Origin of the sequence: Brevundimonas sp. (assembly GCF_041648615.1) — a bacterium.
In the GTDB taxonomy this organism is placed as follows: Bacteria; Pseudomonadota; Alphaproteobacteria; order Caulobacterales; family Caulobacteraceae; genus Brevundimonas.
Map to the genome: position 1 here is coordinate 1 of NZ_JBAZOS010000056.1, position 11,250 is coordinate 11,250.

Here is an 11,250-nt window from a genome sequence, read left to right on the forward strand (position 1 = left end):
CGCCGCGTCCGACCCCCGCCGCGCCTCCCGCCGAAAAGGCCGAGCCGCGGCCCGCGCCCGCCGTCGGCGGAACCTCGGGCGTCCAGATCGGCGCCTTCTCGACTCCCAGCCTGGCGGACCGCGAGTTCGCCGCAGTCGTCGGCCGTTATCCGCAGTTCACCAGCGGCGCCGACAAGCGGGTGCAGGAGGTGACGGCGTCCAATGGCTCGACCGTCTATCGCACCACCGTCACCGGACTGAGCCGCGAACAGGCCGCCGGCCTCTGCAACGCGATCAAGGCCGGCGGCGGCGACTGCTTCGTGCGTTGATGCGCGGATGACCTCCGCCGCGATCTACGGCTGCAGCGGCCTTCGGCTGACGGAGGCCGAAAAGGCCTTCTTCGACGACGCGCGGCCGTGGGGCTTCATCCTGTTCCGGCGCAACGTCGACAGCCCCGAGCAGATGCGGGCCCTGACCGCCGAACTGAGGGACTGCATCGGCGACCCGGCCTGCCCGATCCTGATCGACCAGGAGGGTGGCCGGGTGCAGCGGATGGGCCCGCCGCACTGGCGGAAATATCCGCCGGGCGAAGCCTATCTGAAGGCGACCAACGATCCGCTGGCGGCGCGGGAACTGGTGCGGCTGGGAGCACGGCTGATCGCGCATGATCTGAAGGCCGTCGGGGTCAATGTCGACTGCGCCCCGGTGCTGGATGTACCGGTCCCGGGCGCCCACGACATCATCGGCGACCGGGCTTACGCCCATGATCCCGCCACGGTGGCGCAACTGGGCCGGGCGGCGGCCGAGGGCCTGTTGGCCGGCGGGGTCCTGCCGGTGATCAAACACATGCCCGGGCACGGCCGCGCCTTCGCCGACAGCCACCACGACCTGCCGGTGGTGCACGCCGATCTGGTGACGCTGGACGGATGGGACTTCGCGCCGTTCAAGGCGCTGTCGGACATGCCTCTGGCCATGACCGCGCATGTGGTGTTCGACGCGATCGATCCGAAGCGGCCGGCGACGACCTCGAAGAAGGCGATCCGCCTGATGCGCGATCAGCTGGGCTTTGGCGGGCTGATCATGACCGACGACCTGTCGATGAAGGCCTTGTCCGGCTCGCTGCGGGAACGGGCCGAAGCGTCCCTGAAGGCCGGCTGCGACGTGGTCCTGCACTGCAACGGCGACCTTGCTGAGATGCGGGAAGTGGCCGAGGGCGTCGGCAGGCTGAAAGGCTCGTCGGCGAAACGGGCCGAGGCCGCCATGGCGCGCATCGTCCACACGCCTGAACCGCTGGATGAGCCCGAGGCCCGGGAGCGGTTCGCCGCCCTGCTGGCCGGGAAGCTGGACGCCGTGCGTGGCCCGGACGTCGGCGAGGCCCAGGCCTGATCCCATGACCGACGCCTTCCAGCCCAATCTGGACTTCACCGCCGCCGAACAGGTCGATGACCGCGAGGCCTTCGTGGTCGATCTGGAAGGCTATGAGGGGCCCCTGCACGTGTTGCTGGCGCTGGCGCGGACGCAGAAGGTCGATCTGCTGAAGCTGTCGATCACCAGGCTCGCGGAGCAGTATCTGGCCTTCGTCCACGAGGCCCGGCGGCGGAATTTCGCGCTGGCGGCGGACTATCTCGTGATGGCCTCATGGCTGGCCTATCTGAAGTCGCGCCTGTTGTTGCCCCGCACCGACAAGAAGGGAGAGGAGCCGCCGGCCGAGGAGATGGCCGCCGCCCTGGCCTTCCGCCTGCAGAAGCTGGAGGCCATGCGCAAGGCGGTCGAGGCCATCACCAGCCGGCCCCGGCTGAAGCGCGACGTCTTCACCCGCGGCGATCCCGAGGCGACCGTGATCATCCCCTCCGACCAGATCGACGCCAGCCTGTACGAGCTGATGGCGGCCTATGTGACGCAGCGCCGGCGCGAGGGGCAGCGCCAGTACAATCCCGGCCAGCGGGTCGAGGCCTTCGCCCTTGAGGCGGCGCGGGACTGGCTGCGGGACATCCTGCCCCGGCTCGAGCAATGGACGCCGCTGGAACAGGTCGCGCCGGCCCGCAGCGAGGCCGAGGGCCCGACCCAGGCCAGCTTTACCGCCTCGACGCTCTCGGCCAGTCTGGAGCTGGTGAAGGAGGGAGCCATGGATGTGAAACAGGCCGAGGCCTTCGCCGAATTGTATCTGAAGCGCCGCGGGCGCGGGCAGCCGCTGGAGCTGATGCCGTGATCCAGTTCGCACCCGACCACGGAGAGATCGAACGCCGCGTCGAGGCCCTGCTGTTCGCCGCCGCCGGGCCGCTGTCGGCGGCGGAGCTGGCGCGCCGCCTCCCTGAAGGGGCCGACGTGGGCGGCGCCATTTCGGCCCTGCGCGAGCGCTACCAAGGCCGTGGCGTGGAGCTGGAGTGCGTCGCCGACCGCTGGCGTTTCCGCACCGCCGCCGACCTCGGCTTCCTGATGACCGAGGAGCGGGAGGAGCCGCGCCGGCTGTCGAAGGCCGCGCTCGAGACCCTGGCCATCATCGCCTATCACCAGCCCTGCACCCGCGCCGAGATTGAAAGCGTCCGCGGCGTCTCGCTGTCGAAGGGGACGCTGGACCTGCTGCTGGAGATGGGCTTCGTCCGGCTGAAGGGCCGCCGCCGTACCCCCGGCCGTCCTGTCACCTACGCCACCGCCGACAAATTCCTCGAGCATTTCAGCCTCGCCAGCCTCTACGACCTGCCCGGCGTGCAGGAGATGAAGGCGGCCGGCCTGCTGGATCTGTCCATTCCCGTCGGTTTCGAGGTGCCCGACCCGTCGCGCGCCGGCGACGGCGACGACGAACCCCTGCTGCCCGGCGACGAGGACGCTCCCGAGTTCGCCCAGGATTTCGTGGCCGAAGACTGATCGCAGCGGGGTGGTGCAATCCCCCCGAACCCTTGCTAATCCGCTGGGATGATCGCTCGACTTCGCCCCGTACCCTTCGACCTCGGTCCCGTTCATTTCGTCGGCATCGGCGGCATCGGCATGAGCGGCATCGCCGAGATCATGCTCAAGATCGGCTATTCGGTTCAGGGCTCGGACGCCAAGGCCAGCGCCAACACCGAACGTCTGGAGCGGCTCGGCGCGCGCATCTTCATCGGCCATGACGCCGCCCACGTCGGCGACGGCGTCTCGGCCGTGGTCTATTCGACCGCCGTCAAGCCGACCAATCCGGAGATGGTCACGGCCCGCGAGCGCCGCATTCCCTTGGTGCGTCGGGCCGAGATGCTTGCCGAGCTGATGCGCCTGCAGTTCTCGATCGCGGTGGGCGGCACGCACGGCAAGACCACGACGACCTCGATGGTGGCGGCCATTCTCGACGCCGGCGGCCTGGACCCGACGGTGGTCAACGGCGGCATCATCAACGCCTATGGCACCAACGCCAAGGTCGGCGACGGCGACTGGATCGTGGTCGAGGCCGACGAGAGCGACGGCAGCTTCCTGCGCCTGAAGTCGACGGTGGCCATCGTCACCAATATCGACCCCGAGCACCTCGATCACTACGGCGACTTCGACGGGGTGCGGAAGGCGTTCGTGGACTTCGTCGAGAACATCCCCTTCTACGGTTTCGCCGCCGTCTGCCTCGACCATCCCGAGGTGCAGCGGCTGGTGGCCTCGATCGATAACAGGCGGCTGGTCACCTACGGGATCAACCCCCAGGCCATGGTCCGGGCCGACAACTGCCAGATGGCGCCTGACGGCTGCCGCTTCGATGTGGTGATCCAGAAACAGGGTCTCGCCGCCCTGGAGGAGCCGATCCGGATCGAAGGCCTGCACCTGCCCATGGCCGGCTGGCACAATGTCTCCAATGCGCTGGCGGCCATCGCCGTGGCGCGCGAGCTGGACGTGTCGGACGAGGCGATCAAGGCCGGTCTGGCGGGCTTCGGCGGCGTGCGGCGGCGCTTCACCACCACGGGCGTGGTCGGCGGCGTTCGCATCGTCGATGACTACGGCCACCATCCGGTCGAGATCGCGGCGGTGCTGAAGGCCGCGCGTCAGGTGGCCGAGGGCCGGGTCATCGCCGTCGTCCAGCCGCACCGGTTCACGCGGCTGGAGTCATTGATGGAGGAGTTCTCGACCTGTTTCTCCGACGCTGATGCGGTGTTCGTGGCCGATGTCTATGCGGCCGGCGAGACCCCGATCGCGGGGGTGGACAAGAACGCCCTGGTCGAGGGCATCCGCCGCTTCGGCCACCGTTCGGTGCAGCCGTTGGAGAGCGTCGAGGCCTTGCCGGGCGTGATCGCGGCGGAGGCCAGGGACGGCGATCTGGTCGTGCTGCTGGGGGCGGGGGACATCACCCAGTGGGCCTATGCGCTGCCGGGGCAGCTGGAGGGGCTGGTTGTCTGAGTGGTATCCGCGCGCCGTTCTCGGCGTCGCCGACGTCGCGCGCGCGCTGGAATTCTATGTCGACCGGCTCGGCTTCACCCGCGACTGGTCGTTCGACGAGGCCGGCGTGACTCGCGTCGCCCAGGTCAGCCGCCAAGGGTGCGACCTGATTCTTGGATCGCAATGGCCAGAACGTGTCGGCAAGGGTCTGATGTTCATTTCGCTGGATGAGCCAGTCCTCGATGCACTGCGAGCCGAGCTTGAAGGCCGCGGCGTCGAGGTGAAGGACGGCTGGTGGGGCTACAAACTCATGGTCGTTGTCGATCCGGACGGCAACGAGCTGTTCTTCCCCTATCCCAATGAAACCCCGGGCCAGGAGCCTTCATGAGCTGGCGCGACACCCTTCCCCCCGTCCGCGGCAAGCTGCTGCGCGACGAGCCGCTCGGGCCGTTCACATGGTTCCGGGTGGGCGGGAGCGCCGACGCCCTGTTCATTCCTGCTGACGCCGACGACCTGGCCGACTTCCTCAAGGCGCTGGACCCGGCCGTGCCGGTGACGGTGCTCGGCGTGGGCTCCAACGTCATCGTCCGCGACGGCGGGGTCGAGGGGGTGGTCATCCGGCTGGCCGGGCGGCCGTTCGCCGGGATCACCACCGACGGCGACACGATTACGGCGGGCGCCGGCGCGCTGGACTCGATGGTGGCCAAGGCGTCGGCCAAGGCGGGGCTGGCGGGGCTGGAGTTCTATGCGGGTATTCCGGGCACCATCGGCGGGGCCCTGACCATGAACGCCGGCTGTTATGGCGCGGAGACCAAGGACATCCTGGTGTCGGCCCGGGGGCTGACGCGGGCTGGCGAGCGGGTCGACTATGCGCTGGCCGACTTCGGCTACACCTACCGCCACTCCGAGGCGCCGGCCGACATCATCTGGATCGAGGCGACGTATCGCGGGACGCCCGACGATCCCGAGGCCGTGGCCGCCCGCATCGCCGAGATCACCGCGCGCCGCGAACTGACCCAGCCGATCCGCGACAAGACCGGCGGCTCGACGTTCAAGAACCCGCCGGGGCAATCGTCGTGGAAGCTGGTCGATGAGGCGGGCTGGCGCGGGAAGCTGTTCACGGCGACCGGGGGCGGGGCCATGTTCAGCGAGCTCCATTCCAACTTCATGATCAACCCCGGCGAGGCGACGGCGGCGGATATCGAGGGGCTGGGCGACGCCGTGCGCGCGGATGTCCTGGCCAAGACCGGCGTCCAGCTCGACTGGGAAATCAAACGCATCGGCCGCCCGGCGCCAAACCCGAAGTGATCCGTTCGGGATGGTTGCCAGCGGTGGGGATCGGCGACATCCTTCCCCGAAGCCAGACCATTCAGGGACTCGACCGGGGGGAAGTATGGACGGGACGCTGGGCCTGCCGGCCATCAGGACGATCAGGCTCTCTGCGCCGTTTGGCTGGCTGGCAGAGGGCTGGCGGGATCTGACGAAGGCGCCGGCGTCGCTGCTTCTGTACGGCCTCGGCCTCGCGGCGGCCAGCCTGGCGCTTTGCTACGGCGTCTATGTCACCAACGGCGCATTCTGGATGATCGTGCTGACGATCGGGTTCGTCATGGTCGCGCCCATCCTTGCGATGGGCCCTTACGAGGCCGGCCGCAGGATTGAGCTGGGGGAGCGCCCCGGGCTGGGCCATATCCTGTTCGTCCGCGCCGCCTTCCGCCAGGACGTCGCCTATCTCAGCCTGCTTCTCGTGATGATCTACTTCCTCTGGGGTCGTGTCGCGCAGATCGTCTACGGCCTGTCGACTTATCAGATACATCGCGACGTGGACTCCCTGGTCGCCTTCGCCGTCGGCTCGAGCGAGGGGCGCGCCATGTTGTTGACCGGAACGGTGACCGGCGGCGTCCTGGCCTTTGTGACCTTCGCCCTGGTGGTCGTGTCCGCGCCCATGCTGCTCAACCCCAGCGCCAACGTCTTCGCGGCGGTCGCGACCAGTGTGCGCGCGGTCAATGCGAATTTTTTCCCAATGCTTCTCTGGGCCGTGATCATCACCGTGCTGTTGCTGCTGTCGGCAGCGACCGGATTCCTGGCCCTGATCGTCATCTTCCCCTGGCTGGGTCTCGCCAGCTGGCGCGCCTACCGCAGCCTGGTGGAGGATCGCTGACAGCCGTTTGACGGGCGCCGTCACGCGAACGACGAAACGCATCAGGCCCGCTACCCGACGAAGCGACCAGGCGGTCGCGTGAACGCGGCGTCTCGGGCTGATACTGGCGGACGATCTCGCGCGACACCGCCCACACCCTTTCATCATGCGTCGACCCCGTGGACCTCACAGGCCTGAACGTGTCGAAACCGCGCGCGTCGACGTCAAAGTAAACGCGACGTAAACCCTGATCGGAGATCAAGAGGGTCCGGCCGCCCGCTTCGAGTTGATCCTCCCATGACCCGCCCGTTCGCAGACCTGCACGTCGCCGTCCTGATGGGCGGACTGTCGTCCGAACGGGAGGTGTCCCTGTCCTCGGGCCGGATGTGCGCCGACGCCCTCGAAGGGCAGGTGGCCCGGGTCACCCGCGTCGACGCCGGCCGCGATCTGGCCCAGGTGCTGGCCGCGCTGAAGCCCGATGTCGTCTTCAACGCCCTGCACGGCGAATGGGGCGAGGACGGTTGCGTCCAGGGCGTGCTGGAAACCCTGGCCGTTCCCTATACCCACTCCGGCGTGCTGGCCTCGGCTCTCGCCATGGACAAGGACAAGTCCAAGGCCGTGCTGCGCGCCGCGGGCGTCGTCGTCCCCGGCGGCGGCCTGTTCGACCGTTTCGAGGTGGCGCGGGGCCACGTCATTCCGCCGCCCTATGTGATCAAGCCGAACGCCGAGGGGTCGTCGGTCGGCGTCTATCTGGTGCGCGAAGGCGAGCCGCCGTGCGCGGCGCCGGGCGAGGCCGCCTGGACTTATGGCGAACAGGTGATGGTCGAGCCCTTCATCGCCGGCAAGGAGCTGGCGGTCACCGTGCTTGGGGAAAAGTCGGGGCCGCGGGCCCTGACCATCACCGATATCACCCCGACGAAGGGCTTCTACGACTACGAGGCCAAATACGCGCCGGGCGGCTCCAACCACGTGCTGCCGGCGGTTCTGCCGCCGCATGTGTTCGAGCGGGCGCTGCGGGAATCGGAGCTGGCGCACACGGCCATGGGCTGCCGCGGCGTGTCGCGATCGGACTTTCGTTATGACGATATTAAGGACGATCTGGTCCTTCTGGAGGTCAATACCCAGCCCGGCATGACCCCGACCTCGCTCAGTCCCGAGCAGGCCGCCCATGTCGGGATGGACTATAAAGCTTTGGTGCGGTGGATGGTGGAGGACGCCTCATGCCCGCGGTAGTTCGCGGCGGTCGGCGACAGAGTTCGAACCAGCCTGCAAAACGCGGCGCGGCTCCCAAATCACAGGGGCGCGGTCGCGCGCCCCGCAACGCCCAGGCCACGCCGGGCAAGATGGCGGCGCTGGGCCGCCTCGATCTGTCTCCCCGCGCGGTCATCATTTCCATCGTCGCCGGCGTCGTGGTTCTGGCGGCCGTTCTGGCGACCGGCGCGCGCGCCGAGCGGATCGGCGCCTCCATCAGCCACGGCGTCGACGGGGCCGCGGCGGGCATGGGCCTGAAACTCGAAAAGGTCTTCATCGAGGGCGAGTCCCCCGAAGCCACCGCCACCATCCAGCGCGCCGTTCAGCTGCAGGCCGACCAGCCCATGACGTCCATCGACCTGGACGCCGTGCGCCGCCGGGTCGAACAGGTCGGCTGGGTCAAGGGCGCGCGCGTGGTGCGCCTGCTGCCCAACACCCTGATCGTCCATGTGACCGAGCATGACCGTCTGGCCGTGTGGCAGGCCGGCGGCCGCAACCGGGTCATCGACAGCCATGGCGTCGTGATCGCCGGCGCCGACGCCGGCCGCTATCCCAACCTGCCGCTGGTCGTCGGCAAGGGCGCCGAACAGGCCGCCTCCGAGGTCCTGCCGCTGATCGCCCAGAGACCCGGCCTGCAGGCGCGGGTCGAGGCGCTGGTCCGCGTCGACGAACGCCGCTGGGACCTGAGACTGAAGGACGGCAGCCTGATCCAGTTGCCCGCCACCGACCAGGACGCCGCCCTGATCCAGCTCGATGCGCTGGACCAGCGCGAACGGCTGCTGGAGCTGGGCTTCGACCGCATCGATCTGAGAACGCCGGGGGAGGTCGCCGTCCGGCCCTCCGCCGGCGCCGCGTAGGGTAGGGAACGCTTATGGCCGGACGGTCTGTGGACAAAACTGTGGACGGCGCCAAGGGCGCCGCGGGACGCGCGCCCGTCGTGGCGGCGCTGGATCTCGGCCAGTCAAAGGTCGCCTGCTTCATCATGAAGCCCGAGGGCGTGCGTCACGCCGACCGCACCATCCGCGTCGCGGGGGCGGGGCACGTCCAGTCGCGCGGCGTGCGCGGCGGCGGCATCGTCAACATGGACGAGGCGGCTCAGGCCATCGGCCATGCGGTCGAGCGGGCCGAGCGCGCCGCCGGTTCTCCGGTCTCGGGCGTCGTCGTCACCACCGCCATCGGCCAGATGGCCAGTCACCGCGTCCAGGCGCGGGTTTCGCTGGGGGCCACGCCTGTGGGCGACGCCGATCTGGCGCGCGCCATCGCCATGGCTCTGGCCCAGATCCGCCTGCCGAACCGACGCCCGATCCATGTTCTGCCCATCGCCTGGTCGGTGGACGGGGCAAGGGGCGTGCACGATCCCCGCTCGATGAAGGGCCATTCGCTGGGCCTCGACCTGCTGGTGGTCTCCATGTCCGAGAGCGCCTTCAACGGGCTGAGCCATTGCCTCGAGCTGGCCCACCTCGATCTGCAGGGCGTGGCGGCCGCGCCGGTGGTGTCGTCGCTGGCGGCGCTGGAAGACGACGAGATGGATCTGGGCTGTGTCTGCATCGACATGGGCGGCGGCTCGACCTCGGCGGCGGTCTGGGGCGGACGCTCCCTGCTGCACATCGAATCCCTCAACGTCGGCGGCGATCATGTGACCGCCGACATCGCCCGCGGTCTGTCGACGTCGAAGGCCGGGGCCGAGCGGCTCAAGACCCTGCACGGCTCGGCCATGGCCTCGGCCAATGAGGATCGCGAGATGCTGGAGGCCCCGCCGCGCGGCGAGGATCCCTCGGCGGGACCGATCTTCGTCCAGCGCGCCATGCTGAAGACCGTCATCGCCCCGCGCGTCGAGGAGACGCTGGAGCTGCTGCGCGATCGCCTGCGCAACGCCGGCGTGGGCCTGGAGCCCGGCGCGGGCCTGGTCCTGACGGGCGGAGCCAGCCAGCTGAACGGCGTGCGCGAACTGGCCGTGCGGGTGTTCGACCGCCCCGTGCGGCTGGGCAAGCCCCAGCGCGCGCCCCACCTTGCAGACGCGGCGTCGGGCCCGGCCTTCTGCTCGGCGGCGGGTGTTCTGCTCCGCGCCGCCTATGGTCCGCGCGAGGCCGTTTCCGCCCGGAAGCTGATGTCCAGACAACTCTCGGCTGCAGATGCTCCGCGCATCCATCAAGGCGGGATTGTGGCGCGGGCGGCCGGCTGGTTGCGCGAAAACCTCTGAATGCGCCTGCCCCCGGGCCGAGCGGCCGGGCGCGCTTGTCAGGCGCGTGGCGACACTGTGTCCGTATTGTAACAACGGTATGCCGGAGTGGCCGTGAAGCGGACACAATCCCTTGCCGCCCGCCTCTTTACTGTTAGCGTGGCCGTCCGAAGCAGCGACCGTCACCAGGCGGGCGTTGCCTATTGCATCCATTCTTTGGTTGGGGCCCAAACATCATGCTTCTCAAGCGCAAGTACCTCTTTGGCTCGACGATCCTCGCGGGCGTCATGGCTGTCACGGCTCCGGCCTTCGCCCAGGATCAGCTTCCGGGCGTGAACGTCCAGGGTCAGGCCGACCAGGACGCCACCGAAATCGGCGAAGTCGTCGTCACCGGTTCGCGCATCCGTCGTGACCCGACCAACGCGCCGACGCCGCTCATCACCGTGGCGCGCGAGGATCTGCTGACGACCGGCCAGACGACCATGATCGACTATCTGGCCACCATTCCGGCCCTGTCGAACTCGGTGGTCCCGTCGGACACGACCGGGTCGAACCTGGGTGACGGCGGTCTGTCGCTGGCCAACCTGCGCTCGCTGGGCTCGGGCCGCACCCTGACCCTGATCAACGGCCGCCGCCAGGTCGGCTCCAACGGCGGTTCGCTGGCCGTCGACATCGACACCATTCCCCGCCTGCTGATCGAGAACATCGAGATCGTCACCGGCGGCGCCTCTTCGGTTTACGGCGCCGACGCCGTCTCCGGCGTGCTGAACTTCGTGCTCCGCAAGGACTTCGAGGGCATGGAGATCGACGCCAACTACGGCATGATCAACCAGGACGGCCAGGCCAACACCCGGGCCTCGGTCCTCGTCGGCGCAAACCTGCTGGATGACCGGCTGAACCTCTGGGCGTTCGGCGAATACGACCATAACGACGAAGTCCGGATTCTGGACATCGACTGGTATCGGGCCAACCCGGGCACCTTCGGCGCCGACGCGGATCCGACCGCCGCCGCCGATGGACCGGTTTCCGACGGCATCTTCGACACCGGCAATACGGTGATCTTCAACCGCCGGCAGCTGCAGATCCTGCGCTGGGGCCAGACCACGCTGGCGAACAACCAGGCGGCCAGCCCGCGCAACGACCCGGACATCCCGTTCGTCTCCTGCTCGACGACGATCAACGGCTCCACCGTCCAGGCCGCCAACTGCTTCAACGTCCAGCCCGGCAAGACCTGGGTCTTCGAGGGCGCGACCGCTCGCCTGGCCGACTTCGGCACGCGGATCGGCGCCACCGGCGCCAACCGGACCATCAATGTCGGCGGCGACGGCGATAACGGCGCCGACTTCGGCCAGCTGTCGCGGACGCCGGAATCGACCTC

12 protein-coding genes are annotated in these 11,250 nt (G+C 68.9%); all 12 read left to right on the forward strand.

The features are described 5' to 3' along the window. Window positions 1-308: SPOR domain-containing protein (locus tag WC555_RS14580; RefSeq protein ID WP_373254719.1), on the forward strand; the 308-nt coding region annotated here is incomplete at its 5' end. Between the two features lie 7 nt (window positions 309-315). Then, on the forward strand, window positions 316-1,365 hold the full coding sequence (nagZ, locus tag WC555_RS14585; protein ID WP_373254722.1) for a beta-N-acetylhexosaminidase: 1,050 nt from the start codon (window positions 316-318) through the stop codon (window positions 1,363-1,365). A 4-nt stretch (window positions 1,366-1,369) separates the two neighbouring features. Further along, window positions 1,370-2,188, forward strand: a complete 819-nt coding sequence (locus WC555_RS14590) for a ScpA family protein (protein ID WP_373254723.1) — start codon at window positions 1,370-1,372, stop codon at window positions 2,186-2,188. Beyond that, entirely contained in the window at window positions 2,185-2,844 is a 660-nt protein-coding gene (scpB, locus tag WC555_RS14595) for an SMC-Scp complex subunit ScpB (protein ID WP_373254725.1), read from the forward strand. Before WC555_RS14590 ends, scpB begins: the two co-directional genes overlap by 4 nt. 48 nt (window positions 2,845-2,892) lie before the next feature. Next, window positions 2,893-4,326: a UDP-N-acetylmuramate--L-alanine ligase gene (murC, locus tag WC555_RS14600; RefSeq protein ID WP_373254727.1), complete on the forward strand. Its 1,434-nt coding sequence runs from the start codon at window positions 2,893-2,895 to the stop codon at window positions 4,324-4,326. Beyond that, window positions 4,319-4,693 (forward strand): glyoxalase superfamily protein, encoded by a 375-nt coding sequence (locus WC555_RS14605; protein ID WP_373254729.1) that lies wholly within the window; start codon window positions 4,319-4,321, stop codon window positions 4,691-4,693. The genes murC and WC555_RS14605 overlap by 8 nt, the downstream gene beginning before the upstream one ends. Beyond that, window positions 4,690-5,613, forward strand: a complete 924-nt coding sequence (gene murB, locus WC555_RS14610) for a UDP-N-acetylmuramate dehydrogenase (RefSeq protein ID WP_373254731.1) — start codon at window positions 4,690-4,692, stop codon at window positions 5,611-5,613. The genes WC555_RS14605 and murB overlap by 4 nt, the downstream gene beginning before the upstream one ends. An 85-nt stretch (window positions 5,614-5,698) precedes the next feature. Then, window positions 5,699-6,463 (forward strand): DUF2189 domain-containing protein, encoded by a 765-nt coding sequence (locus tag WC555_RS14615; protein WP_373254733.1) that lies wholly within the window; start codon window positions 5,699-5,701, stop codon window positions 6,461-6,463. Between the two features lie 276 nt (window positions 6,464-6,739). Beyond that, entirely contained in the window at window positions 6,740-7,675 is a 936-nt protein-coding gene (locus WC555_RS14620) for a D-alanine--D-alanine ligase (RefSeq protein WP_373254736.1), read from the forward strand. Then, on the forward strand, window positions 7,663-8,550 hold the full coding sequence (locus tag WC555_RS14625) for a cell division protein FtsQ/DivIB (RefSeq protein ID WP_373254738.1): 888 nt from the start codon (window positions 7,663-7,665) through the stop codon (window positions 8,548-8,550). The genes WC555_RS14620 and WC555_RS14625 overlap by 13 nt, the downstream gene beginning before the upstream one ends. A gap of 14 nt (window positions 8,551-8,564) precedes the next feature. After that, window positions 8,565-9,893, forward strand: a complete 1,329-nt coding sequence (gene ftsA, locus WC555_RS14630; protein ID WP_370461015.1) for a cell division protein FtsA — start codon at window positions 8,565-8,567, stop codon at window positions 9,891-9,893. Window positions 9,894-10,108: 215 nt separating this feature from the next. Further along, window positions 10,109-11,250 (forward strand): TonB-dependent receptor plug domain-containing protein (locus WC555_RS14635; RefSeq protein ID WP_373254740.1); only part of this gene is annotated, 1,142 nt, incomplete at its 3' end.

What these genes read in the sequence shown, in the direction of transcription:
- nagZ (WP_373254722.1), top strand. Translation starts at nt 316, where the DNA reads ATGACCTCCGCCGCGATCTACGGCTGCAGCGGCCTTCGGCTGACGGAG.
- WC555_RS14590 (WP_373254723.1), top strand. Translation starts at nt 1,370, where the DNA reads ATGACCGACGCCTTCCAGCCCAATCTGGACTTCACCGCCGCCGAACAG.
- murC (WP_373254727.1), top strand. Translation starts at nt 2,893, where the DNA reads ATGATCGCTCGACTTCGCCCCGTACCCTTCGACCTCGGTCCCGTTCAT.
- murB (WP_373254731.1), top strand. Translation starts at nt 4,690, where the DNA reads ATGAGCTGGCGCGACACCCTTCCCCCCGTCCGCGGCAAGCTGCTGCGC.
- WC555_RS14615 (WP_373254733.1), top strand. Translation starts at nt 5,699, where the DNA reads ATGGACGGGACGCTGGGCCTGCCGGCCATCAGGACGATCAGGCTCTCT.
- WC555_RS14620 (WP_373254736.1), top strand. Translation starts at nt 6,740, where the DNA reads ATGACCCGCCCGTTCGCAGACCTGCACGTCGCCGTCCTGATGGGCGGA.
- WC555_RS14625 (WP_373254738.1), top strand. Translation starts at nt 7,663, where the DNA reads ATGCCCGCGGTAGTTCGCGGCGGTCGGCGACAGAGTTCGAACCAGCCT.
- ftsA (WP_370461015.1), top strand. Translation starts at nt 8,565, where the DNA reads ATGGCCGGACGGTCTGTGGACAAAACTGTGGACGGCGCCAAGGGCGCC.